The sequence below is a fragment of the Sphingomonas citricola genome, assembly GCF_019429535.1.
Taxonomy (GTDB): domain Bacteria; phylum Pseudomonadota; class Alphaproteobacteria; order Sphingomonadales; family Sphingomonadaceae; genus Sphingomonas; species Sphingomonas citricola.
Window position 1 is genome coordinate 392,626 of the sequence record NZ_JAHXZM010000004.1, and the last position, 22,698, is coordinate 415,323.

Sequence of the window (22,698 nt, forward strand, 5' to 3'; positions counted from 1 at the left end):
GGTCAGGAAGAACGGCGACCGCGCCTACTTGCGCTTGGGGACCGAGAAGGTGCCCGTCACGCGCCCGGTCGGCGCCTGCTGCACGTTGCCCGTCGCACCGCTGCCGCCGCGCACGGCCGATCCGTCGATCACCGCGCGTCCGGTATCGAGGTTGATCGTCAGCCGCGCGCCGTTGACCGTGTTCGGTCCCTGCGTCAGTCTGACCGCGCCCAGCATCGTGATGACGCGGCGGTTGAGGTCGTAGATCGCATATTGCCCGCGCGCAGTCTGGTCGGGGCGACGCACCGTCACGCCACCTGACGCGTCGAGCCTCGACACCTGCGGGTTCCCGTCGATCACCTGCCCGGTGTAGGCGACGTTCATCCGTTCGGCGTTCAGCGTCATCTCCGCCTGGCGCACCGCGACATTGCCGGTCAGCACCGCGCGATTCGCCTTGTCCTGCAGCTCGATCTGGTCCGCACCGAAATCGATCGGGGCGTTGGTGTTGTGCTTGCTCTGCGCGGCCACGGAGGTGGCGACGAGCAACAGCGACAGGAGGGGGAGCGAGCGACGCATGGCGCTCATTTCGTTTGTCTCGGCACGATGCGCAAGCGCGCGTTGCCGTTCAACCGCACGGTGCGCGATTCGAGGTCGGCCGACATGCTGTTCGCACTGAAATTGCCCTGCCTGACCGTGCCCGTCACCGGTGCGGTCGAGGTGAGCTGCCGGGTCTTCAGATCGACGTCGGCGTTCGAGGTGTCGAGCGTGTAATTGTTGGGCGCGCGCACCGCGATTCCGCCGTCGACGCGGACCTTCTCGGTATCCATGTCGTAGCGCGCGCGCGGCGCGGTCATCCGGGCGGGGCCGTCCTGCAACTGGATCGCCGCCGCCATCTGCTGGATCCGCACGACCGCCTCGGCCGAGCTCTTCTGCACTGCGGAGCCCGCGTCGAGCTGGAACGGCTGCCCCTTGCTGTCGGTGCCGCGATAGGTCGCCGATTGCAGCTTCAGCCGCTCCTTCGCGACATCGACCTTGTTCTTGTCGAGCACGAACGACACGTCGCCCGCCATCGTCAGCGGCGCCATCACCAGGAACGCGGTCAGCACGCCGATCGAGGCGGGGATGACCCAGTTCGAGGTGCGGACCAGACGGTCGTGCCGCCCGCCCGGACGCGCCCATTGCTGGCGATCCGACAAGGTCCGGCGGGCAAGCTCGCTCATCTGCTCCTCCGATGCCTCAGGCGTGCGCGAAGATGTCGACCTCGGGCCAGCCCGCAATGTCGAGTTCGGCGCGCGCGGGCAGGAAATCGAAACACGCCTGCGCCAGTTCCATGCGCCCCTCGCGCACCAGCCGCCGGTCGAGCTCCTCCTTCATGCGGTGGAGGTAGCGGACATCGGAGGCGGCGTAATCGCGCTGCGCGTCCGACAGTTCGGGCCCGCCCCAGTCGGACGATTGCTGCTGCTTGGAAATGTCCTGGCCGAGCAGTTCCTTCGCCAGCTCCTTCAACCCGTGACGATCGGTGTAGGTGCGCACCAGTCGCGACGCGATCTTGGTGCAATAAACCGGCGCCGCCACCACGCCCAGGTAGAAACGCAGCGCGGCGATGTCGAAGCGACCGAAATGATAGAGCTTCAACCGCGCCGGATCGGCGAGCACGCGCTTCAGGTTGGGCGCGGCGTAATCGCTGCCGGGGTTGAAGCGCACGAGATGCTCGTCGCCCAGCCCGTCGGACAATTGCACCACGCACAACCGGTCGCGCGGGGTGATCAGCCCCATCGTCTCGGTATCGACCGCGATCGCGGCACCGGGCGCGAACACGTCGCCGGGAAGGTCTTCCTCGTGGAAATAAACAGCCATGCGGTCCGCCGTAGCTTGCGCCGCGCGTCCGCTCAATGGGCGCGACTGCGCATTCACCCGCCCACCTTCATCCCTCGTCGGCGTAGATCGCGATCTTCGCCTCGCCGTCCGCCGACACCTGTCCGCGGTACATGCCCTTGGTCGTGAAGCTCCACACCGCCTCACCCGCGCTGCCGGTCACGATCACGCCGCCGCTGCCGCCCAGCGCCGCGACCCCCGCCATCACCGCGTCGGCGGCGACCTGCAGCGGCTCGCCCAGCATCCGCACGCGCGCGCCGATCTCGTGCCCGACGCTCTCGCGGATGAAGAATTCGCCCGATCCGGTCGCCGACACCGCGCAGGCGCGATCGTCAGCGTAGGTGCCCGCGCCGATCAGCGGCGAATCGCCGACGCGGCCCCAACGCTTGCCCGTCACTCCGCCGGTCGAGGTCGCGGCCGCGACGTGGCCGTTCATGTCGCACGCCACCGCGCCGACGGTGCCGTATTTCATGTCGACGTCGAACCAGTCCTCGCTTTCCTTCATCGCGGCCAATTGCGCGCGGCGCTCGGGGATCACGAACCAGTCCTCGCCCGCCTGCTCGACACCCTGCTCGCGCGCGAACGTGTCCGCCCCCGCGCCGGTCAGCAGAACGTGCGGGCTGCAGTCCTTGACCGCACGCGCGAGCGTGACCGGATTGCGTGCCGCACTCACCCCCGCGACCGCGCCTGCCGACCGGTCGCGCCCGTCCATGATCGCGGCGTCGAGTTCGACCTTGCCCTCGAACGTCAGCACCGCGCCGCGCGCGGAGTTGAAGTGCGCGTCATCCTCCAGCACGCGCACCGCCGCCTCGACCGCGTCGATAGCTGCGCCCCCGCCTGCCAGCACTGCCCCACCGGCCTCGAGCGCACGGGTGAGGCCGGCGCGCGCGCCCGCGTCCTGCTCGGGCGTCAGCACGCCGCGTGTGATGATCCCCGCGCCGCCGTGGATCACTAGCGTCCAGCGCGGCGGATGCTCGGTCGTCATCGATAACTCCATGTGATGGTCAGGCGATCGCAGGACGCGGATCGACGTGGGTGCGCTTCGACGCGTGGCGCCTCAGCCCGATCAGCGGCCTGACCAGCGGTACCGCACGCCCGGCGAGGTAGAAGGCCCAGCATCCCGCCACGGTCGCCGCGACCAGGATCAGGAAATCGGCCAGCACCGGCAATCCCGCACGGGTCAGCCACCAACCCACGACCACGATCACGGTCTGGTGAATGATGTAGAACGGGAACACCGCCTCGGTCAGCATTGGGCGCCAGCGATGGTCGTGGTTCCAGTGGCTGTCCGCGAGCCCGATCAGCGCTGCGATCGCGAACCAGCCCTCGACCGCGCGCGCGATCGAGAACAGTTCGCCCGTCCCCGCCGGCGCGCCCGCGACGCCCGGCCACGTCAGCTCGATCCCGGCGACGAGCGCGTAGGACGCGAGCGCCACGCCTGCCGCGAGCTTCCACCAGCGGACGAAACTCGCCAGCGTTGCGTCCGCGCGCGCCAGCGCGAAGCCGAACAGGAATGCGGGGAAATAGGTCGCGTGCGCCACCCAGTCGCCCAGCACCGCGTGCGTCTCGCGTCCGCCGGGGAACAGCACAAGATTGACCAGCACCATCCAGACGAGCGGCAGCAACAACAGTACCGGCCCGCGGAACAGCCAGGCGAAGCCCTGCTGCGCCCGCGCGCGCGCGGCCTTCGGCGTCACCGCCACCGCCAGCGTGATCGCCAGCGTGTAGAGCCACAGATAGGCGACGAACCACAGGTGGTTCCACGTCGGTAGCGGTACCCCCATCGCCGCGTCGAAGCGGAAGTAATCGTGCCACCAGAACCACGCGTAACCGTGCGGGTAGCCGCGTTTCGCGACCAGCTCGACCCACGCCTGCGGCGGTACGATCACCACCATCCCGAAGATGAGCGGTACCAGCAGCCGCGCGGTGCGGTTGCGCGCGAACCGCCAGCGGCTCGACTGCCGCTTGAGCAGCGCGCGGCTGGCATAGCCCGACACGATGAACAGCAGCGACAATCGCCACGGGTTGGTCGCCATCATCGGCACCGTCGCCCAGGCGGGGCCGGCAAGCTTCACGTGATAATCCCACGGCACGAACACCATGCCGACATGGTAGAGGATCAGGAGCGCGAAGGCGCCGATGCGGAGCCAGTCGAGCCCGTAATGGCGTTGCATGGCCGCGCGCCTAGCAGGTTCGCACAGGCCGCGCCAATCACTCCGCCGCGACCATGCCCGCACGCGATGGCGTCGCGGGCAGGGCGCCCAGCCCCGCGACCGGCCTGAGCAGCGGCACCGCGCGCGCGATCAGATAGAAGCCGACGCACGCCGCCGCCGTCACCGTCAGCACGACCGCGAACCCCACCAGCGCCGACAGCCCGAGCGGCAGGATCGCCCAGGTGGTGACCACGATCACCGGATGGTGGATGAGATAGGCCGGGAATACGCCCTCGGCCAATCGCGCGCGCCACGCGGCATCGTGATCGAGCCAGCGGTCGGCGACGTGGAGCAGGATCAGCAGCATCGCCCATGCCATCGCCGCCTGCGCGGCACGCTCGGCTGCGGCGACGAGGTGCGGCGGCACTGCACTGCCGGGATAGCGATGCTCGACAAACGCCGACACGCATCCGCACACCAGCGCCACCGGCACCGCCGGGCGCCAGTGCGCCGCGATCCGCTGCCACAGCAGCGGCGACCCGCCCAATGCGAAGCCGAACAGCAGGAACGAGCCGTATTGCACGTGCCCGCTCCAGTCGACGAACAGGCCGTGCTGCTCGGGCACGACGAACATCAGCGACAGCCGCGCCGCCGCCAGCAGCGCGACCGGTGCCCACAGGATCCGGCCGTTCGCGGTCAACGCCTCGACGCGCGCCTGCACCCACGCCAGCCCGCGCACGCGAACGAGCAGCGCCAGCAGCATCGTGTAGGTCCACAGATACAGCACGAACCACAGATGCTCCCACGCCGGGAACCCCAGCCCGTAGCGCGGCGCGGGCGACCAATATTCGTGCAACCAATATTGCCCCAGTGTCATCGGATCGCCCGCCAGCCGCGCGCGCACCCACAATTCCGGGACCAGCAGTACCAGCAACCCGAACGCCAGCGGGATCAGCAACCGCTTGCTGCGCCCGCGCACGAACGCGTCGAGCGACGCCGACCGCATCAAGAGCCGCCGCGTCGCGAAGCCCGATACCGCGAACAGCAGCGGCAGCCGCCACGGCGTCAGGAACGCGAGCGGCACGACCAGGGCGGCGTTGCTCTGCGGCCATTTGATCACCCAGTGGCCGGGCGCGAACACCAGCGTCGCATGGTAGAGGATCAGCAGCGCGAACGCCCCGATCCGGAGCCAGTCGAGGCCGTAATGCCGACCGGACAGATGCCGGGCAGGGGGGTGGGCGCGCATGACCCCGCTCATAGCTTGCGTCTTCTCAACGAAACGTTGCTGCCACGCCGATGCCGACCGAGGCGAGGGCGCGCGCGCTGGGCTTTCGGCCGGGCCCGCGCACGCGTATATGAGCGAACATGTCCATTCGTCCGTGGCGCGACATCGTCCGCCGAGAGAGTCGCCAGATCATGGTCGGCAACGTCCCCGTCGGCGGCGGCGCCCCCGTCACCGTACAGACGATGACCAACACGCCGACCGATAATGTCGGTGCGACGATCGATCAGATCCGCCGCTGCGAGGACGTGGGCGTCGACCTCATCCGCGTCTCGTGCCCCGACGTCGAGTCGACCGCCGCGCTGCCGCAGATCGTGCGCGCGTCGAACGTGCCGATCATCGCCGACATCCACTTTCACTACAAACGCGCACTTGAGGCCGCCGACGCCGGCGCCGCCTGCCTGCGCATCAACCCCGGCAACATCGGCTCGGCGTCCCGTGTCGCCGAGGTCGTCCGCGCCGCAAAGGCGAACGGTTGCGCGATTCGCATCGGCGTCAACGGTGGCAGCCTCGAGAAGCACCTGCTCGAGAAATACGGCGAGCCGTGCCCCGACGCGCTGGTCGAATCGGCGATGGACCATATCAAGCTGCTCCAGGACCACGACTTCCACGAATACAAGGTCGCGGTGAAGGCGTCGGATTTCTTCCTCGCGGTCGCCGCCTATCAACAGCTCGCCAGCGTGGTCGACTGCCCGCTGCACCTCGGCATTACCGAGGCGGGCGGTTTCGTCGGCGGCACCGTCAAATCCTCGATCGGCATCGGCTCGCTGCTCTGGTTCGGCATCGGTGACACGATCCGCGTATCCTTGTCGGCGGAGCCCGAGGACGAGGTCCGCGTCGGGTTCGAGATCCTGAAGGCGTTGGGCATCCGCAACCGCGGCGTCCGCGTCGTCTCGTGCCCCAGCTGCGCGCGCCAGGGCTTCGACGTCATCCGCACCGTACAGGCGCTGGAGGAGCGGTTGCAGCACATCCGCACCCCGATGTCGCTGTCGGTGCTGGGCTGCGTCGTCAACGGTCCCGGCGAGGCGCGCGAAACCGACATCGGCATCACCGGCGGCGGCAACGGCAGGCACATGGTCTATCTCTCGGGCGTCACCGACCACCATGTCCAGGACGCCGACATGATCGATCACATCGTCAAGCTCGTCGAGGCCAAGGCCGCCGAGATCGAGGCGCACGACGCCGCGGCCAAGCTCGCGGCGGAGTAAGCGGCGCGGGCGGTGGCGATCGGGAAACGCCACCTCCCGCTGACGCGCGAGCCATAGCGACGCGCGCGTGCGGATGACGACGGCGACCGCCCGGCCTGCCATCGCCGCCCGCTAACCGGCCTCCTCTTCCTTCTGCACCTCGTACGAATACATCCGCATCATCATTCCGACGATCGACGCGATCGCGCCCGCCAGCAGGCAGACGGCGAGGACGAGGTCCTGACTCGCGCTGCGCCACGACACGATCGCCAGCAGGACGACGCTCAACGTCGATATGGCATAGCCGATCACCTTGACTTTGGCGCTGCGGGGAAGCGAATGCCAAGCTCTCATACCCGCGGCGCTAGCTGATCGGCGGTGGCGTGTCACCGATCTGTAACTTGATGAAAAACAGTTTAGAATAGCGGACGGGGGGACTGTTTTGGCCCGTCGATCCGCGATGACACCACCACGATGGTCAGCGCCGGTCACTTGAAAAGCGGTTGATCGCCAGGAAACAGGAAAGGCTCCCGCGTCCATTGAGCGCTCAGCTGACGCGTCACCGCGATCCACGCAGCCTACACGCTCACCCGATTGCGATCACCCATACCGCGCGGATATGCTGCCCCGGTGGGCATTGCGAGGCGCGCGAACGTGGTCGAAACGAAGCGGTTGGTCGGAAAGGTTCCCGCAGTCACGCTGACCTTCTGGGTCATCAAGATCCTCGCCACCACCCTCGGCGAAACCGGCGGCGATGCGGTGAGCATGAGCTGGCTCGGCGAGACCACGCCGGAGGCGGGTAGCGGCGGCGTGAACGGGTATCTCGTCGGTACCACAATCTTCGGCGTGTTGCTGGTCGGGCTGGCGACGTTCCAGGTCAGGGCGCGCCGCTTCAACCTCTGGCTCTACTGGGCGACGATCATCGCGTCGACCACCGCGGGTACGACGCTGGCGGACTTCGCCACCCGCTCGATCGGTCTGGGATATCCCGGCGGATCGATCCTGCTGCTCGGCCTGGTGCTGCTGTCGCTGGTGACCTGGCACCGCTCGCTCGGCACCATCGACGTCAATGCGGTCGACAACCCCCGCGCAGAGACGTTCTACTGGATCACGATCACCTGTTCGCAGACGCTGGGCACCGCATTGGGGGATTGGGTCGCGGATGGACCGCTCGGCTACACCGGCGCGGCGCTGCTGTTCGGCGCGGCACTCGGCATCCTGGCGCTGCTGTACCTCGGCACGCGCGTCTCCCGCGTCTTTCTCTTCTGGTCAGCATTCATCCTCACCCGTCCGCTCGGCGCGACGGTCGGCGATTTTCTCGACAAGCCGGTCGCGAAGGGAGGCCTCGACTTCAGCCGCCCGCTCGCGACCGCGACGCTGTCGCTCGCGATCGTACTCCTCATTCTACTGATCCCGCAACGCGCCGGACGCGGTCACCACTGACATCGCGTATGGTCGTTGTCAGAAGTCGGCTCTGTTGCTTGCGGTGGGGATGAAACGAGTGAGGTTTCCGATGTTTCGGATTGGTCCAACGACGCTGGGGCTCGCGTTGATTACGCTCGCCTCCTCCGGGGCGACTAGAGAAGTCAGATCGGAACGCGCCCGGCTCATCGCCCCTCACGAGATGGCCTGGTTCGATCGACAGACACGCGCGAGACAGAAAGTCCTGCTCGTCAATTTACGACGCGCCGAAACATGCGTCGCGACCTTTGCCAAACGGGATGGCGGCGGCGAGGCCAGAACCGCCGCCACGCTACCGGATTCAAGGTTCTACACCGGCATCTCTGACGGAGTCGTCGTGTATTCTTTTGTGCCCGGATTGGATGGATGCCCGTTACCGCTAGCGGAGCAGGACCGGAAGCGCTTCTACCGCGCTCTGCCGGAAGCCTATTCTGGTCCCGTGTCCGGTTTGAATGTTCAGCAATCCTGCGGTGCCGCAGCGACGCGCTATGCCGCACAGTTCAACAGGACGCTGGCGGCGCTGAGGCCCGAGATATTGGATGCCGCGTGTGCCGCGGGTCGGCAATGACGGCGATCGGGTGATTGCGATCGCTCCGTGGGTTCTCCTGCGGGCCTTCCCCGAACCGAAATTTGTCAATCCGACCCGACAGGGCTTATAAGCCCGGCATTCGCAAGGACCCGGTGAAATTCCGGGTGGCTATTCCGGCCGCCGATCCGCCGGACAACAACACGCACCGATCTATCCTAGCACGCGCGATCCGCGCGTGCCGTGCCCTGTTGTGGATTTCCAATGACGTTCAATCTTTCCGCCTACCGGCGCCAGTGGTTCACTGACGCCTCCGCCTCGCGTCGCGACGTGCTCGCCGGCATCGTCGTCGCGCTCGCGCTCATCCCCGAGGCGATCGGTTTCTCGATCATCGCCGGGGTCGATCCGCGTGTCGGCCTTTATGCCTCGGTCGCCATCGCGATCACGATCGCGTTGATCGGCGGCCGCCCCGGCATGATCTCGGCCGCGACCGCCGCGGTCGCGGTGCTGATCGGCCCCTTGGTGCGCGATCACGGTGTCGACTATCTCTTTGCCGCAACGATCCTGATGGGCATCATCCAGATCGCCGCGGGTGCGCTGCGGCTCGATCTCGTCATGCAGTTCGTCTCGCGCTCGGTCATCACCGGCTTCGTCAACGCGCTCGCGATCCTGATCTTCATGGCGCAGCTGCCGCAGTTGATTGGCGTCACTTGGATCACCTACGCGATGGTCGCGGGCGGGCTCGCGATCATCTACGGCGTGCCGCGCCTCACGCGGGCGATCCCGTCGCCGCTCGTCGCGATCCTGGTGCTGAGCGCAATCAGCATCGCCTTCGCGCTGCCGGTCAACACCGTCGGCGACATGGGACGCTTGCCCGAGGGATTGCCGACGTTCGCGCTTCCGCGCGTCCCGATGACGCTCGACACGTTGCGGATCATCCTTCCCTACTCGCTTACCATGGCCGCGGTCGGTCTGCTCGAATCGCTGCTGACCGCGCAGATCGTCGACGACATGACCGATACCGACAGCGACAAGCGGCAGGAATGCGGCGGGCAGGGCGGTGCCAACATCGTCGCGGCGCTGTTCGGCGGCATGGGCGGGTGCGCGATGATCGGGCAATCGGTGATCAACGTCACCTCGGGCGGCCGCAGCCGCCTGTCGACCTTCGTCGCGGGCGCGTTCCTGCTCTTCCTGCTCGCGGTGCTGGGCCCCTGGGTCGGGCGCGTCCCGATGCCCGCGCTCGTCGCGGTCATGATCATGGTGTCGATCGGCACGTTCAGCTGGAACTCAATTGCCAATCTGCGCCGCCATCCCCCGACGTCGTCGGCGGTAATGCTCGCGACCGTCGCGGTGGTGGTCGCGACGCGCGACCTGTCGCTCGGCGTGCTCGCGGGGGTGCTGCTCTCGGGCATCTTCTTCGCGGGCAAGGTGCAGCGGATGTTCGCGGTCGACCGCGACGCCTCAGCCGATGGCGCGACCGCGACCTACCGCGTCTCGGGTGAAATCTTCTTTGCCTCGGTCGACCGCTTCACCCGCGCCTTCCAGGCCGAGCGTGCGGCAAGCGTCGTGGTCGACGTGACGGCCGCCCATTTCTGGGACATCTCCGGGGTCGGCGCGCTCGACAAGATCGTCGCGCGCCTGCGCCGCGAGGGGGCCAGGGTCGAGGTCGTCGGCTACAACCGCGCCAGCGCCGATCTCGTCGACCGGTTCGCGCTCCATGACAAGACCGGGGTGGAGATGGGGCTGGCGCCGCACTGATCCTGTCCTATCGCGCGCCGTTCGTTCATAGCGCGGGGGTGCCGATCCCCGCCGCCCAGTCGCTACCCTCCGCAAAGTTGAGATCCCCGCGCTACGTGCGCGTGCGTCTCAACTTCCTCAACTTCGCCTCCCCGTCCCCGGTCGCAGCGGGGCGATCGTGAGCCCGCGCCACCTCTCGCCCGCACTCGCCTTCGCGGTCGCCGCGGCGGGGATCGGGCTGTTCTCGATCATGGATGCGTTCATGAAGTCGCTGGTGCTGGGCTTGGGCGTCTACAACGCGCTCGTCTGGCGAACCGGCCTGTCGACGCTGTTCGGCGGTGCCGCGTGGATCGCCAGCGGTCGCCCCCGCCCTAGCCCCAGTGCGTTACGCCTCCACGGCTTGCGCGGCGGCATCACCGCGGCGATGGCGCTCCTGTTCTTCTGGGGCCTCGCGCGCGTGCCGATGGCGCAGGCGATTTCGCTCGCTTACATCGCCCCGCTGCTCGCGCTCCTGCTCGGGGCGCTGTTCCTGCACGAGCGGGTCGGGCGCCGCGTCGTTACCGCCTCGCTCGTCGCGATCGCGGGCGTGGGGGTGATCCTGGCGGGACAGCGAAGCGCCGCGCTTCCGCCGGGCGCGTTCGAGGGCGCGGTCGCGATTCTTGCCTCCGCCGTGCTCTACGCCGTCAACCTCGTCGTCGCGCGCGTGCAGGCTCAAGCCGCGCGGCCAGCCGAGATCGCGTTTCTGCAATCCGCGATCGTCACCGCGATCCTCGCCTGCGCCGCGCCGTGGCTGGCGGTGCTGCCGCCATCGGGTGAATGGTGGAAGATTGCGGTCGCCGCCGCACTCGGCACGTCGTCGCTATTCCTGCTTGCCTGGGCTTATGCGCATGGCGAGACGGGCTATCTCGCCACCACCGAATATACCTCGTTCGTCTACGCCGCCGCACTCGGCTGGCTCGTGTTCGGCGAGCATGTGCAGCCGACGACGCTCGCCGGCGCCGCGATCATCGTCGGCGCATGCTTCTACGCCGCACGCCGTCGCGATATCGCGCAATCTGCGATAGAGCAGGCGGCATGACCCCTGAACAAACGACGGTACGAGCCGCCACCCACGCCGACGTGGCGACGATCCTACGCTTTATTTGCGAACTCGCCGCCTATGAGCGCGAACCCGACGCGGTCGAGGCGACCGAGGCGAGCCTCGCGCTCGCGCTGTTCGGCGAACATCCAGCCGCGGAAGCGGTGATCGCCGAAGCGGGGGGCGAAGCGGTTGGCTTTGCGTTGTTCTTTCACAATTTCTCGACCTGGACCGGCCGTCGCGGGCTCTACCTCGAGGACCTGTACGTCACGCCCGACGCGCGGGGGCAGGGGGCGGGGCGTGTGCTGCTCAGGCATCTGGCTCAACTGGCGCTCGATCGTGGGTGCGGACGGTTCGAATGGTCGGTGCTCGACTGGAACGCCCCGGCGATTGAATTCTACCGCAAGATCGGCGCGGTCGCGATGGAAGAATGGACGATCCAGCGCGTCACCGGCGACGCGCTCCTCGCGCTGGCGGGGCGCGGCTGATGGCGTGGGTGTTGCTGATCGTCGGTGGATTGTTCGAGATCGGCTTCACCACTTGCCTGCGCCACGTCGATAATTTCCGCAACGTGCCCTGGACGCTCGGCTTCCTCGCCAGCGTCGGCGCGTCGATGACGCTGCTGGAGATCGCGTCGCGCAGTATCGCGATGGGGACTGCTTATGCGGTGTGGGGCGGGATCGGCGCGCTCGGCACCGTGATCGTCGGCATCGTCTGGTTCGGGGAGCCCGCGAGCCTGCCGCGCCTGCTGCTGATCCTGGGGGTCGTGGCGTGTATCGCCGGATTGAAGCTGACCGCCGGCGCGGGTGCCTGAGCAGCGGGGCTATGCGATCCGCGGTACGCTCAGCATATGAGAACGCCGGGGAACGCGCCTAAAGCACGCACCCCGGCGTCGGCATCGATCAGCGCGGACCCTAGGAGGGCACCCGCGCCGGTGATCAATCAGTCGCGACCCGGAACGTCGTGGTCGTGCGGCTCTTCGCCTTCCGCCTTGGCGGCATTGTAACGGTCGATCGCCTCCAGCGTGATCCGACGTGCTTCGTCGCGGTCACCCCAGGTGCCGATCCGTACCCACTTCTTCTTTTCCAGGTCCTTGTAGTGAGTGAAAAAGTGCTCGATCTGCTCGAACACGATCTCGGGCAGATCCTCGCGTCCGTCGACCTTGGTATAGTACGGGAAGGTCGAGTCGACCGGCACGCAGACGAGCTTCTCGTCGCCGCCGGCCTCGTCTTCCAGATTGAGCACCGCGATCGGGCGCGCGCGCACCACGCAGCCCGGAATGAACGGTGACCGCGCGACGACCAGTGCGTCGAGCGGATCGCCATCGGGCGACAGCGTGTGCGGCACGAAGCCGTAATTCGCCGGATAGCGCATCGGCGTGTGCAGGATGCGGTCGACGAACAGCGCGCCCGACGCCTTGTCGAACTCGTACTTCACCGGCTCGCCGCCGGTCGGCACTTCGATGATGACGTTCAGGTCGTCGGGCGGGCTCTTGCCGACCGGGATAAGATCAATACGCATTGAATTCCCTTGTTGAGATCACACCCCTGGGCTCAGCGCGGTGCGAGCAGGCGGTCGAGCCCGGAATCACCCTTGCCGATTTTTTCGAGGCGCGGGTAGCGCAAGCCCCCGTGCCAGTCGAGGGTCACCGTGCGGTACGCATCCTGTTGTCGGACGATCAACTGGATCGGCGTGCCGCCCGCCTGACCGCCCTGGGTCTGCGCGGCCTTGATCGCGCGCTTGATCGCGTCGGCCGAGTAAGGCTGGCCATTGACCGACACGATGGTACTGCCGATCGTCAATCCGGCGTTGAACGCGGGCGACCCCCAGCTGACGCCGCTGATCGCGCCCTTGCTCTCGCCTTCGCTGACGATCAGCCCGCCCGAATAGGTCAGGTCGGTGATCTTGCGCGACGATTCACCGCTCTTGAACGACGGCGGCGGGGTGTCGGTATAGATCAGGCGATAGCCGTTGCGCTCGAACCCAGAAATCGGCGCACCCGGCGCATGTTCGGTCAACCGCTGACGCAGCAATGTCGCCCAGTCGTATGGCTGAATCTTGTTGAGCGTCGCTGCCACATCCTCGAACGTGTAGGTCAGCTCGCCCCAGTCGCCGTCGCGCACGCCGAAGAAAGCGCGCGCGAAATCGTCGATCGACTTCTTGCCGCCCGACAGCTCGCGCAGCCGCGAATCGACCTCCATCCAGACGAGGAGGCCCTCGTTGTAATAATCTTCCGACCGCTGCCAGCTCGTCCAGCCCTTCGGCCGGCGTGCCGAGATAATCGGGTCGTTGGTTGTGTCGAGCAGGTCGCGCCAGTCGCGCGCGCGCTGCGAATCATAGCTGGCCGCGATCGCTGCCAATTGGTCGAGCGTGTCCTGCTTGGTGACCAGGCCCGAGCGCGCCTGAAGGATATAGCCCCAGAATTGGGTCTGCCCTTCGTACACCCACAGCAGCGAATCACGCATCGGAACGCGGAAATCGGGCGTCCACAGGTCCGCGCCGCGGCGGAACTTGCCGTCCCACGAGTGCGTGAATTCGTGCGGAAGCAGATTGCGGCGGCCGGGACCGTCATCCCACTTGGTGAAATAACCGGGCGTCACGCCATTTTCGCTCGAGCGATGATGCTCCAGCCCGATCCCGCCCAGCTGGTCGGTGATCGACAGCAGGAATTCGTAATGGTCGTAGTGCTGCGCGCCGAAGGTCTTTGCCGCCTGCTCGACCAGCCGCTTGTGCGCGTCGATCTGCGCAGGCGTCGCGGCGAGCTCGGCGGGATCGTCGGCGAAGAGGTTCAGGTTAACACGCGACGACAGCGGCACGACGCGGCCGTACTTGCCCGCGAGCATCGGCGAATCGACGAGGATTTCGTAATTGGTCAGTTCGTACGCGTAGGTCGAGCCCGATACCTGCGCCTTGAGCGCGCCCGCCGCGGTCCAGCCGTCGGGATATTTCACCGTCATCTGCACCGGGATCTGCCGCGTGAAATAACCCGCCGGGTATAGGCTGACCGAGTTGGACTCCATGCTGATCATCGTCGGCGTTGCGACGATCCGGCCCTGATCGCCCTTCGTCGCGGAGATGAACTGGAACGACGCCTCGACGCTCGTCGCACTTGCGGGGACCTGAATGTGGAATGCGAACACGTCGACGGGATCGCGCGTCCACGGGATTACCTGTCCGTTCGCCTTGAAGACGAGCCCGGCGAGCTTCTCGATCTCACCGCGCGGGCTGTGCGCGCCCGGCAACCATTTCGGGAACAACAGCACCATGTGACCGGCGGCGGGAACCGGGATCGTCTCGGTCACGCGGAAGATGCCGCGCGTCGTGTCGGTCGCGTCGACGTTGACCTGGAGCGTGCCGGGGAAGCGCGCGTCCTTCGCCTCGGGGATGGTGTCGTTGAATGGTACCGGCTGCGGAGCGGAATTGCCGGCGGGCACCTGTGCGAGCGATGGCACGGCAGCGGCGAGCGCGCTGGTGGCGAGCAGCGTGGCGGTCAGGAAAGAACGGATCATGCGCGGCGCGGTCCCCTAATTGATTTCTGGTCTATGTCAGAGGGGCTTACCGTTCGCATGCCGCCCGCGTCTAGCCTCCCGCGCCGCCAATCGTGTTGATGGTGAAGGCGAGGATGCCGAGATTGAAGACGAACGCCGCCAGACACTGGCCGATCGCGACGCGCCGCATCCGCGCGCTCGACAGCGTCACGTCCGAGGTCTGGAACGTCATGCCGAGCGTGTAGCTGAAATACAGGAAGTCCCAGTAATCGGGCTCCTTCGTGCCCGGGAAGTCGAGCCCGCCCGCGTCGCCCGCGCCGCCGTCGTCCGCGCCGTAGAACAGGTGCGCGTAATGGAGCGCGTAGACCATGTTGGAGAACAGCCACGCGAGCGCGAGCGTCACGATGACCAGCGCGATCGCGAAGGCGTCGTTCTTGCCCTTCAACTCGCCGTGGACCGCGACCAGGATGACGAAGGTCGTCCCCGCGGTGATCGCCAGCAGCAGCGCGCGATTGGCGTCGTTGACGCGCGTCGAGCGCCGCATCCCCGCCGCCGACGATTGCCGGAACAAAGGCGCGAGCGACACGAGGAACGCGAGCGCACCGAGATCGAACCCGCCCATCACCGCGCGACCCTTGCCCGCGAGCGGCCACAACAGGGCGGCGCCGGCGAGACATACGAGCACGAACAGAACGAAGCGCGGCGGCGCCACGCGCTGCCCGAGCATCCGCTTGATCCCGGCCCACCCGCCCGCTGTATCGTTCATCCAGCAAGCGCTAGCGCGCACGCGGCGGCTCGCCTAGATACGCGCGCGTTTATGGCCCGTATTCAGACCCCCAATCGCGTGCGCGGCACGCAGGACATCTTCCGCGACGACGAACGCCGCTTCGCGCACGTGCAATCGACCTTCGACCGCGTCCGCCGGCTCTATTGTTTCGAGCGCGTCGAGGTGCCGGTGTTCGAGGACACGCAGGTGTTCGCGCGCTCGATCGGCGAGACGACCGACGTCGTGTCGAAGGAGATGTACACCTTCCCCGATCGCGGCAACGACAGCCTGACGCTGCGCCCCGAGTTCACCGCGGGCATCGCGCGCGCCTATATCACCGGGGGGTGGCAGCAATATGCGCCGCTGAAACTCGTCACCAGCGGCGCGGTGTTCCGCTACGAGCGCCCGCAGAAGGGGCGCTATCGCCAGTTCCACCAGATCGACGCCGAGATCCTGGGCGCACCCGAGCCTGCGGCGGACGTCGAATTGTTGTGCCTGGCCGACCAATTGCTCCACGAACTCGGCATCGCCGATGGCGTGACGCTGCAGTTGAACACGCTGGGTGACGCGGAGACGCGCGACGCGTGGCGTGCCGCGCTGGTTGCGCATTTCGAGGCGCACCGCGCCGAGCTGTCTGAGGACAGCCTGAAGCGGCTCGACAAGAACCCGCTGCGTATCCTCGATTCCAAGGATCCGTGTGATCGCCCTGCGGCGGACAGCGCCCCCGATATCGACGCGTACCTGACGTCGGAGGCGCGCGCGTTTTTCGACGCGGTCACCGCCGGGCTCGACGCCGCCGGGGTCGCGTGGACGCGCAACGCGCGGCTGGTGCGCGGGCTCGACTACTACCGCCACACCGCGTTCGAGTTCGTCACCGACCGGTTGGGCGCGCAGGGCACTGTGCTCGCGGGCGGGCGCTACGACGGGCTGGTCGAGAGTCTGGGCGGGCCGGCGACCGCGGGGGTCGGCTGGGCCGCGGGGATCGAGCGGCTGGCGATGTTGCTGGAGGAGCCGGCGGTCAGCGGGCCCAACGTGGTGGTAGTGGTCGAGGACGATGCCGCGACAGTCGCTGCAACTGCTGCGCTCGCGACGCTGCGCCGCGCTGGTATTTCGGCCGAGTTTGTAGCGACCGGCTCGCCGCGCAAACGCTATGACAAGGCGATGAAGCTCGACCCTGCCGAAACGGTGACGTTCCGCGCCGACGGTCCGACTATTCGTGTTTTGCGCGGCGGCGGAAAAGCGCAGGCGGTGCTCGGTTGAACGGCGTACGCGCATGACCACCATTTCCCCCGACCGTATCCGCCAGATCGAAGCGCGGCGTGACGAGCTGTCCGCGTTGATGGCGACGGGCAATCTCGACGGCGATCGCTTCGTCGCGGTGTCAAAGGAATATGCCGAGCTCGAACCCGTAGCAGCGGCCGCGGGCGAGGTGCGTCGGCTGCGTGCCGAGGCGGAGAGCCTCCAGTACATGACCGACGATGCCGACGCCGAATTGCGCGCGATGGCCGAGGAGGAATTGCGCGAGAACAAGGCCGCACTCGCCGATGCCGATCGTCGCCTCGCGCTCGCGCTTTTGCCGCGCGATGCCGCCGATCAGCGCTCGGCGATGCTCGAGGTGCGCGCCGGGACCGGCGGCGACGAGGCGGCGCTTTTCGCGGGCGACCTGTTCCGCATGTACCAGCGCTTCGCCGAGGAACAGGGGTGGCGCGTCGAGCTGATCTCGGCGTCGGACAGCGACGCGGGCGGGTTCAAGGAGGTCGTCGCGTCGATCACCGGATCAGGGGTGTTCGCGAAACTGAAGTTCGAGAGCGGCGTCCACCGCGTCCAGCGCGTGCCCGTGACCGAGAGCGGCGGGCGCATCCACACGTCCGCAGCGACCGTCGCGGTGCTGCCCGAGGCGGAGGAGGTCGACGTTCAGATCGACGAGGCGAAAGACTTGCGGATCGACGTCTATCGATCTTCGGGGCCGGGCGGGCAGTCGGTCAACACGACCGATTCCGCGGTGCGCATCACGCATCTGCCGACCGGGCTGGTCGTGATCCAGCAGGACGAAAAGTCGCAGCACAAGAACAAGGCCAAGGCGCTGAAAGTGCTGCGCACGCGGCTGTACGAGGCCGAGCGCGAGCGGCTGGCGGCGGAGCGATCGGGCACCAGGCGGGCGATGGTCGGATCGGGCGATCGCTCGGAGCGCATCCGCACCTATAATTTCCCGCAGGGCCGAGTGACCGACCACCGCATCAACCTGACGCTTCACCGCCTGCCCGAGATCCTTCAAGGAGAACTCGGCGAGCTGGTCGGCGCGCTGATCGCGGAGGACGAGGCGGAGCGGTTGGCGACCCTGGATGCGTAGGTCGGCCTGCTGCGTGCCGCAGCAGGACTCGACCAAGCACGGCCGGCAGGAGCGCCGCTCCTGTTCGACGGCGAGGCTTCGCCGCGGCGTGACCCGGTCCGCATCGTGATGCCCCCCTCGGCCCCCCGCGCCGCGCTGATCGCCGCTGCGCAGCGCTTCGCCTTTTCCGCCACCCCGCGGCTCGACGCCGAGCTGCTGCTCGCGCACGCGCTCGGCATCACGCGCGAGCGGCTGCTGCTGACGCTCGACGATTGGTCGGTGCCGGCGGCGTTCGACATGCTCGTCGAGCGCCGCGCCGCGCACGAACCCGTCGCGTACCTGACCGGCACGCGCGCGTTCTGGACGATCGACCTCCACGTCGCGCCCGGTGTGCTGGTGCCGCGCGCCGACAGCGAGACGCTGATCGAGGCGGCGGTCGCGCATTTCGCGGGCTCGCCTGGACCGCGCCGCATCCTCGATCTCGGCACCGGCTCGGGCGCGCTGCTGCTCGCCGCGCTCGACGAATGGCCGCGGGCGAGCGGCGTCGGCGTCGATGCCTCGGCGGCGGCGCTCGCGATCGCGCAGGGCAATGCCGAACGGCTCGGCATGGCGGACCGCGCGCGCATGGTCGCGGGCGACTGGCAAGGCACCGGCGAGGCGTTCGACCTCGTGCTGTGCAACCCGCCCTATATCGAGGTGGACGCCAGCCTGCCCCCGGAGGTGCGCGACTGGGAGCCCGCGTCGGCGCTGTTCGCGGGCGCGGACGGGCTCGACGACTATCGCCGGCTCGCGCCCTTGCTGCCGGGACAGCTCGCCCCCGGCGGCGTCGCGTGTATCGAGATCGGGTATGAGCAGGGCGAGCGTGCGGCGGCGTTGTTCCGCGCGGCGGGGCTGGGCGTCGCCTTGCGGCGCGATCTTGCCGGGCGCGACCGTTGCCTCGTGGTCACGCCTTGACGGTAAGGGGCGCTATCCACATATTTCTCTTTGAGAACGAGCAGCGAACCGCTAGAGCGCCCGTAGGGGCCCGCACAGACAGCGCTGTTTACCGCGTCGTTGTTATGGGGCGTTGAGCCCTCCCTTCGTCATCAGCCGCTGCAGTCCGGTGGCCGTGGCAGGTCCGGTTCGCCCGCGCGCAGCCGTCCTTGGGAATGATCGCCCGTGCACCACGTCGGTGCCGTTCGGGAGCAGTGCCGTTTTAGGTTCGAGGACGAGGACACACTTTTGATCAACAATCGTCAGCAAGGCCGCCGTCGCGGTCGTGGCAATGGACCGCAGCGTCCCGGTGGCGGTGGCCAGGGGCAGCGTGACAGCGGCAACCGGATCGACAGCCGCGCGCGGGGCAATGCCGCGCAATTGCTCGAAAAGTACAAGAACATGGCGCGCGACGCGCAGATGTCGGGCGACCGGGTCAACACCGAATATTACCTGCAGTTCGCCGACCATTACTTCCGCGTGCTCGCCGACCAGCGCGGCCGCAACGAGGAGCAGGGGCAGCAGCGCCGCCAGCAGCGCGACGATTTCGACCAGTTCGACCCGTTCGACGATTTCGGCGACGAGGGCGAACCCGTCCGCGCCGACGAGATGCAGCGCGCGCAGGAAGGCGATCGGCAGGGGGGCGAGCGTCAGCAGTCCGACCGCCAGCAGAACGATCGCCAGCAGAACGACCGGGCCCAGAACGATCGTCAATATGGCGACCGCCAGTACGGTGATCGCCAGCAGGGCGAACGATCCCCGCGCGACGACCGCCCGCGCGACAACCGCGACGAGCGCCCCCGCTACGACCGCGACGAGCGTCAGCGCGACGGCCGCGAGGATCGCCAGCAGCGCCAGCCGCGCGAGGATCGCCCCCGCTTCGACCGCGACCGCCGCCCGGTCGAGGCGCGCGACGACGAGCGTCGCTTCCAGCGCCCGACGCAGGCCCCGGTCGCGAACGACGTCGATACCCCGCCGGCCGATCTGCCCGCGGCGAATGCCGTGGCACCGCAGGACCTCGCGCCGGTGAACGATGCGCAGGCCGAGGAAGCGCCGCGCCGCCGCACCCGGACGCGCAAGCCGCGCGAGGAGGCGGCGGATACCGGTGCGCAGGTCGAGGCGCTCGGCGCCGACCGGCTGCCGCCCGCGCTCGGGCTCGTGCGTCAGGATGACGCGGATGCGCCGACGTCCGACGATAGTGCGGCCGAGGCGCCCAAGCCGCGCCGCCGTCGCGTCGCGCGCGCCGCCAGCGGCGAGGCGACGCCGGCCGAGTAATTCGACCCAAGCGTCGCGCGCGGCCGTCCCGCGCCGCCAACGCGCTAACGATCACGGGCCGACGTCCTTGCGGGGCGCTCGGCCCGTTCTCGTATCCAGCCCCGCCGCGTCGGCGGCCTCGTCGTGGCCGGTGCCCGAGCTCATGAACGCGAGCCCCATCAGCGCCCCCGCCATCGCGACCGATCCGACCACGCCCCCGAACGTCGCCAGCGTCGCGATCCAGCCGAGCTCGCCATAGGCGCGCCCGACCAGCCATATCGCGACGAACGCGGCCAGCACGCCGATCACGGTCATCACGCCCAGGATGCGTCGAAAGCGCCGCCACGCGAACTGCGCCTGCGCGGGATCGTCCAAGCCGTGCACGATGCCTTCTCCCCTCGGGTCACGCGCGGCGCGGCAACGCTTTGCAACCGGCGCGCGAACGTGAAATGATGCCTGCCGCCAGCCTATAGGCGCGCGAACATACAGGAGAGAAGGCGATGACCATCGCAGCGATCCTCGGCGACAAGGGCGCCGACCTTGTATCCATCTCCCCCGATCGAACGGTGGCCGACGCGGTCGCGCTGCTCGCCGAGCGACGGATCGGCGCGGTGCCGGCGCTCGACGACAATGGCATGGTCGCGGGCGTGTTTTCCGAACGCGACGTCATCCGCTGCCTGCGCGAACACGGTGCGGCGGCGCTCGACCATCCGGTATCCGCGGTGATGACCGCACCCGCGGTCACCGTCGCGCGCGACGATTCGGTCCTCGGCGCGCTTTCCCTGATGACCAGGCGGCGCATCCGGCACCTCCCCGTGGTCGAGGCGGGGGCGGTGGTCGGGATCGTGTCGATCGGCGATCTGGTCAAATACCGCATCGACCGGATCGAGGCCGAAGCGCGTGCGATGCGCGACTATATCCAGCAGGCGTGACGGGCACGACGCGTGACGGCGTTCAGGTGCGGACCAGCGCCACCACCTCGCGCACGGTGCCGCGCGCCAGACCGAGCAATAGCCCGAGATAGCTGACCGCGCCTGCCGCGACGAGAAACACGAGCCGCGGCACCGCGCAGAGCGGCGGCAAGAGGTGATCGAGGCCGAGCACCGCCAGTGCCATCGCGCCGGCGCACAGCGCGGCGGGCGCGATCGCGCGCGCGACCGCGTCCCATGTCACGCCGATGACCGGCAGCGCGCGGCGGCTGCCGATCGCGAGGTAGAGCGGGTAGGCGACGATCCACGCGGTCGCAAGCCCCGTGACGCCGCCGCGGACGCCGATCAGGAAGGCGAGCGTCAGCAAGCCCGCGCCGATCGCGCCATTGACGACGCCGACATCGGGGCGCCCGACCGCGTCGCACGCGGGCGAGTAGAGCACCTGCAGCGTCATCACCGGCATCGCGAACGCGAGCAGGCGGACGACGGGCACGACCTCGCCCCATTTCTCCCCCAGCACGGCGTGGACCAGCGGTTCCGCCGTGGTCGCGAGCCCGACGTAGAAGGGGAGCGCGGCGAGCATCACCAGTTGCGCCGCCTTCAGAAACGCGGTCGCGCGCGCGTCGCGATCGTGCTGGATCCGGGCATAGGCGCTGAACGCGACCTCGTTGAGTGGCGGCACGAACTTCGACACGAAGATCTGCGCGAGAAACAGGCTGGTGGTGTAGATGCCGAGCAGGTGCGGCGACAGCGTGCGCCCCGCGATGAATACGTCGCTCTGGCTTTGCAGGAACCAGAAGAGCTGGCCGAGCGCCATCAACCCACCGAAGCGCATCAACTGGTCCGCGCCATCGAACCGGAACAATGGCCACACCAATGCGCGCGCCGCCCAGGTCAGGCCGACCGCGCGCGTCAAATAGAGCGCACCCGGTGCCGCGACCAGCGTCCACACCCCCCAGCCCGATAGCGCGCCGATCAGCGCGGTCGACGCCGACATCAGCGAGGCGACGATATTAACCTTTGCCTGCCGGCTGAAATCGAGCTGCCGGCTGAGTAAGGCGGAGGGAAGCGCGATGAACGGCGTGGTCAGGTACAGCAATGACTGCACGCGCAGCATGTCGGCGACGATCGGCTGACGGTAATAGGCGGCGAGCAGCGGTGCGACGATCACCTGGACTACCGCCAGCGTCCCGTTGAGCAGCAGCAGCAGCCCGAACAATTGCCGGATATCGCGCCGTGTCACCTCGGGCTGGCGAATCAGCGCACTCGCCAGACCATAGCCGTCGAGCATGTTGGTGAAGGCGAGCACCACCGCGCTCATCGCGAACAGGCCGTAGTCGCTCGGCGACAGGATGCGGATGACGAGGAACGTCGCGGTCCATTGCACCAGCTGCGACAGGATCTGACTGCCTGAGCGCCATACGATCGCGTTGCGAATCTGCCGCACCAGCGGCGTTCGGCTATGTGTTGGGGCAGGCGAGGCGAGCGACATCCCATACGTCTGCCACGAGCGGGGCTACCTTCGGGTAAACGGGTGGTGGCGTGGGCGTGTTGCGGTGGTGCTGGTGTGTTTTTTGCTCGTCTTTGCAACTTTTCTGCAAAAACCGTTTGACGGTGTGTGTGTGCTCCCCTAGATGGGTGTCACCGCAGCGGCGGGGCGCTAGACGCTCCATCGGCTAGCG

Annotated in this window: 24 protein-coding genes and 1 other annotated feature; of the genes, 12 read left to right on the forward strand and 12 right to left on the reverse strand. The window is 68.0% G+C overall.

The features are described from left to right. Window positions 1-24 precede the first annotated feature (24 nt). The 6 genes from KZ810_RS12585 to KZ810_RS12610 all read right to left on the reverse strand — a co-directional run bounded on the left by KZ810_RS12585 (window position 25) and on the right by KZ810_RS12610 (window position 5,253). A complete protein-coding gene (locus KZ810_RS12585) occupies window positions 25-555 on the reverse strand; it encodes an LptA/OstA family protein (RefSeq protein ID WP_219769436.1) in 531 nt (176 codons plus the stop codon). Between the two features lie 5 nt (window positions 556-560). Then, on the reverse strand, window positions 561-1,199 hold the full coding sequence (gene lptC, locus KZ810_RS12590; protein ID WP_219769437.1) for an LPS export ABC transporter periplasmic protein LptC: 639 nt from the start codon (window positions 1,197-1,199) through the stop codon (window positions 561-563). 16 nt (window positions 1,200-1,215) lie between these two features. After that, window positions 1,216-1,836, reverse strand: a complete 621-nt coding sequence (locus KZ810_RS12595) for a ribonuclease D (RefSeq protein WP_219769438.1) — start codon at window positions 1,834-1,836, stop codon at window positions 1,216-1,218. A gap of 67 nt (window positions 1,837-1,903) precedes the next feature. Further along, window positions 1,904-2,839, reverse strand: a complete 936-nt coding sequence (locus KZ810_RS12600; protein ID WP_219769439.1) for an isoaspartyl peptidase/L-asparaginase family protein — start codon at window positions 2,837-2,839, stop codon at window positions 1,904-1,906. Between the two features lie 19 nt (window positions 2,840-2,858). Further along, the gene (locus KZ810_RS12605; RefSeq protein ID WP_219769440.1) at window positions 2,859-4,028 is read right to left on the reverse strand and encodes an acyltransferase family protein; all 1,170 of its coding nucleotides are present in this window, start codon (window positions 4,026-4,028) and stop codon (window positions 2,859-2,861) included. 37 nt (window positions 4,029-4,065) lie between these two features. Continuing rightward, window positions 4,066-5,253, reverse strand: coding sequence for an acyltransferase family protein (locus KZ810_RS12610; protein WP_219769441.1), 1,188 nt, complete (start codon window positions 5,251-5,253; stop codon window positions 4,066-4,068). A 119-nt stretch (window positions 5,254-5,372) separates the two neighbouring features. On the opposite strand from KZ810_RS12610, the gene ispG reads away from it, so the two are divergent. Beyond that, window positions 5,373-6,497: a flavodoxin-dependent (E)-4-hydroxy-3-methylbut-2-enyl-diphosphate synthase gene (gene ispG / locus KZ810_RS12615; protein ID WP_219769442.1), complete on the forward strand. Its 1,125-nt coding sequence runs from the start codon at window positions 5,373-5,375 to the stop codon at window positions 6,495-6,497. Window positions 6,498-6,608: 111 nt separating this feature from the next. Here the strand turns inward: ispG and KZ810_RS12620 are convergent, their stop codons facing one another. Then, the gene (locus tag KZ810_RS12620; protein ID WP_219769443.1) at window positions 6,609-6,830 is read right to left on the reverse strand and encodes a hypothetical protein; all 222 of its coding nucleotides are present in this window, start codon (window positions 6,828-6,830) and stop codon (window positions 6,609-6,611) included. Between the two features lie 300 nt (window positions 6,831-7,130). Here KZ810_RS12620 and KZ810_RS12625 point away from each other — a divergent pair, with 300 nt between their 5' ends. From KZ810_RS12625 to KZ810_RS12650, 6 genes are all read left to right on the forward strand, one after another. Next, a complete protein-coding gene (locus KZ810_RS12625) occupies window positions 7,131-7,919 on the forward strand; it encodes a COG4705 family protein (protein ID WP_219769444.1) in 789 nt (262 codons plus the stop codon). 181 nt (window positions 7,920-8,100) lie between these two features. Next, window positions 8,101-8,505: a hypothetical protein gene (locus KZ810_RS12630; protein WP_219769445.1), complete on the forward strand. Its 405-nt coding sequence runs from the start codon at window positions 8,101-8,103 to the stop codon at window positions 8,503-8,505. Window positions 8,506-8,608: 103 nt separating this feature from the next. Beyond that, window positions 8,609-8,664, forward strand: a sequence feature (sul1 is cis-regulatory element that is thought to sense ions involved in sulfur or methionine metabolism; They are found in Alphaproteobacteria). 63 nt (window positions 8,665-8,727) lie between these two features. Then, window positions 8,728-10,221 carry a SulP family inorganic anion transporter gene (locus KZ810_RS12635; protein WP_219769446.1) on the forward strand — a complete coding sequence of 498 codons (1,494 nt, stop codon included), beginning with the start codon at window positions 8,728-8,730 and terminating at the stop codon, window positions 10,219-10,221. Between the two features lie 157 nt (window positions 10,222-10,378). Next, window positions 10,379-11,278 (forward strand): DMT family transporter, encoded by a 900-nt coding sequence (locus tag KZ810_RS12640; RefSeq protein WP_308461547.1) that lies wholly within the window; start codon window positions 10,379-10,381, stop codon window positions 11,276-11,278. Further along, window positions 11,275-11,766: a GNAT family N-acetyltransferase gene (locus tag KZ810_RS12645; RefSeq protein WP_219769447.1), complete on the forward strand. Its 492-nt coding sequence runs from the start codon at window positions 11,275-11,277 to the stop codon at window positions 11,764-11,766. Before KZ810_RS12640 ends, KZ810_RS12645 begins: the two co-directional genes overlap by 4 nt. Further along, window positions 11,766-12,092, forward strand: coding sequence for a DMT family transporter (locus KZ810_RS12650; protein WP_219769448.1), 327 nt, complete (start codon window positions 11,766-11,768; stop codon window positions 12,090-12,092). Before KZ810_RS12645 ends, KZ810_RS12650 begins: the two co-directional genes overlap by 1 nt. 128 nt (window positions 12,093-12,220) lie before the next feature. Here KZ810_RS12650 and ppa read toward each other — a convergent pair whose 3' ends face one another. The 3 genes from ppa to KZ810_RS12665 all read right to left on the reverse strand — a co-directional run bounded on the left by ppa (window position 12,221) and on the right by KZ810_RS12665 (window position 15,532). Next, entirely contained in the window at window positions 12,221-12,799 is a 579-nt protein-coding gene (gene ppa, locus KZ810_RS12655; RefSeq protein ID WP_219769449.1) for an inorganic diphosphatase, read from the reverse strand. Window positions 12,800-12,831: 32 nt separating this feature from the next. Next, window positions 12,832-14,787 carry a M61 family metallopeptidase gene (locus tag KZ810_RS12660; protein ID WP_219769450.1) on the reverse strand — a complete coding sequence of 652 codons (1,956 nt, stop codon included), beginning with the start codon at window positions 14,785-14,787 and terminating at the stop codon, window positions 12,832-12,834. Window positions 14,788-14,857: 70 nt separating this feature from the next. Then, the gene (locus tag KZ810_RS12665; protein ID WP_258044831.1) at window positions 14,858-15,532 is read right to left on the reverse strand and encodes a DUF1345 domain-containing protein; all 675 of its coding nucleotides are present in this window, start codon (window positions 15,530-15,532) and stop codon (window positions 14,858-14,860) included. A 51-nt stretch (window positions 15,533-15,583) separates the two neighbouring features. Between KZ810_RS12665 and hisS the strand changes: the two genes are divergently transcribed. From hisS to KZ810_RS12685, 4 genes are all read left to right on the forward strand, one after another. Further along, a complete protein-coding gene (gene hisS, locus KZ810_RS12670; protein WP_219769451.1) occupies window positions 15,584-16,792 on the forward strand; it encodes a histidine--tRNA ligase in 1,209 nt (402 codons plus the stop codon). Between the two features lie 13 nt (window positions 16,793-16,805). Further along, window positions 16,806-17,882: a peptide chain release factor 1 gene (prfA, locus tag KZ810_RS12675; RefSeq protein ID WP_219769452.1), complete on the forward strand. Its 1,077-nt coding sequence runs from the start codon at window positions 16,806-16,808 to the stop codon at window positions 17,880-17,882. Window positions 17,883-17,990: 108 nt separating this feature from the next. Continuing rightward, window positions 17,991-18,815: a peptide chain release factor N(5)-glutamine methyltransferase gene (gene prmC, locus KZ810_RS12680; RefSeq protein WP_219769453.1), complete on the forward strand. Its 825-nt coding sequence runs from the start codon at window positions 17,991-17,993 to the stop codon at window positions 18,813-18,815. Window positions 18,816-19,082: 267 nt separating this feature from the next. Next, window positions 19,083-20,108 carry a DUF4167 domain-containing protein gene (locus tag KZ810_RS12685; RefSeq protein WP_219769454.1) on the forward strand — a complete coding sequence of 342 codons (1,026 nt, stop codon included), beginning with the start codon at window positions 19,083-19,085 and terminating at the stop codon, window positions 20,106-20,108. A gap of 51 nt (window positions 20,109-20,159) precedes the next feature. On the opposite strand, the gene KZ810_RS12690 is transcribed toward KZ810_RS12685, so the two are convergent. Further along, window positions 20,160-20,471: a hypothetical protein gene (locus KZ810_RS12690; protein WP_308461548.1), complete on the reverse strand. Its 312-nt coding sequence runs from the start codon at window positions 20,469-20,471 to the stop codon at window positions 20,160-20,162. A 116-nt stretch (window positions 20,472-20,587) separates the two neighbouring features. Between KZ810_RS12690 and KZ810_RS12695 the strand changes: the two genes are divergently transcribed. Beyond that, window positions 20,588-21,019, forward strand: coding sequence for a CBS domain-containing protein (locus tag KZ810_RS12695; RefSeq protein ID WP_219769455.1), 432 nt, complete (start codon window positions 20,588-20,590; stop codon window positions 21,017-21,019). A 22-nt stretch (window positions 21,020-21,041) separates the two neighbouring features. On the opposite strand, the gene KZ810_RS12700 is transcribed toward KZ810_RS12695, so the two are convergent. Beyond that, the gene (locus KZ810_RS12700; RefSeq protein ID WP_219769456.1) at window positions 21,042-22,508 is read right to left on the reverse strand and encodes a lipopolysaccharide biosynthesis protein; all 1,467 of its coding nucleotides are present in this window, start codon (window positions 22,506-22,508) and stop codon (window positions 21,042-21,044) included. Window positions 22,509-22,698 lie beyond the last annotated feature (190 nt).

What these genes read in the sequence shown, in the direction of transcription:
- KZ810_RS12695 (WP_219769455.1), top strand. Translation starts at nt 20,588, where the DNA reads ATGACCATCGCAGCGATCCTCGGCGACAAGGGCGCCGACCTTGTATCC.
- KZ810_RS12610 (WP_219769441.1), bottom strand. Translation starts at nt 5,253, where the DNA reads ATGCGCGCCCACCCCCCTGCCCGGCATCTGTCCGGTCGGCATTACGGC.
- KZ810_RS12620 (WP_219769443.1), bottom strand. Translation starts at nt 6,830, where the DNA reads ATGAGAGCTTGGCATTCGCTTCCCCGCAGCGCCAAAGTCAAGGTGATC.
- KZ810_RS12650 (WP_219769448.1), top strand. Translation starts at nt 11,766, where the DNA reads ATGGCGTGGGTGTTGCTGATCGTCGGTGGATTGTTCGAGATCGGCTTC.
- KZ810_RS12585 (WP_219769436.1), bottom strand. Translation starts at nt 555, where the DNA reads ATGCGTCGCTCGCTCCCCCTCCTGTCGCTGTTGCTCGTCGCCACCTCC.
- KZ810_RS12665 (WP_258044831.1), bottom strand. Translation starts at nt 15,532, where the DNA reads ATGAACGATACAGCGGGCGGGTGGGCCGGGATCAAGCGGATGCTCGGG.
- lptC (WP_219769437.1), bottom strand. Translation starts at nt 1,199, where the DNA reads ATGAGCGAGCTTGCCCGCCGGACCTTGTCGGATCGCCAGCAATGGGCG.
- KZ810_RS12635 (WP_219769446.1), top strand. Translation starts at nt 8,728, where the DNA reads ATGACGTTCAATCTTTCCGCCTACCGGCGCCAGTGGTTCACTGACGCC.
- ppa (WP_219769449.1), bottom strand. Translation starts at nt 12,799, where the DNA reads ATGCGTATTGATCTTATCCCGGTCGGCAAGAGCCCGCCCGACGACCTG.
- KZ810_RS12630 (WP_219769445.1), top strand. Translation starts at nt 8,101, where the DNA reads ATGGCCTGGTTCGATCGACAGACACGCGCGAGACAGAAAGTCCTGCTC.
- KZ810_RS12605 (WP_219769440.1), bottom strand. Translation starts at nt 4,028, where the DNA reads ATGCAACGCCATTACGGGCTCGACTGGCTCCGCATCGGCGCCTTCGCG.
- KZ810_RS12660 (WP_219769450.1), bottom strand. Translation starts at nt 14,787, where the DNA reads ATGATCCGTTCTTTCCTGACCGCCACGCTGCTCGCCACCAGCGCGCTC.
- hisS (WP_219769451.1), top strand. Translation starts at nt 15,584, where the DNA reads ATGGCCCGTATTCAGACCCCCAATCGCGTGCGCGGCACGCAGGACATC.
- ispG (WP_219769442.1), top strand. Translation starts at nt 5,373, where the DNA reads ATGTCCATTCGTCCGTGGCGCGACATCGTCCGCCGAGAGAGTCGCCAG.
- prfA (WP_219769452.1), top strand. Translation starts at nt 16,806, where the DNA reads ATGACCACCATTTCCCCCGACCGTATCCGCCAGATCGAAGCGCGGCGT.
- KZ810_RS12600 (WP_219769439.1), bottom strand. Translation starts at nt 2,839, where the DNA reads ATGACGACCGAGCATCCGCCGCGCTGGACGCTAGTGATCCACGGCGGC.
- prmC (WP_219769453.1), top strand. Translation starts at nt 17,991, where the DNA reads ATGCCCCCCTCGGCCCCCCGCGCCGCGCTGATCGCCGCTGCGCAGCGC.
- KZ810_RS12700 (WP_219769456.1), bottom strand. Translation starts at nt 22,508, where the DNA reads ATGTCGCTCGCCTCGCCTGCCCCAACACATAGCCGAACGCCGCTGGTG.
- KZ810_RS12595 (WP_219769438.1), bottom strand. Translation starts at nt 1,836, where the DNA reads ATGGCTGTTTATTTCCACGAGGAAGACCTTCCCGGCGACGTGTTCGCG.
- KZ810_RS12645 (WP_219769447.1), top strand. Translation starts at nt 11,275, where the DNA reads ATGACCCCTGAACAAACGACGGTACGAGCCGCCACCCACGCCGACGTG.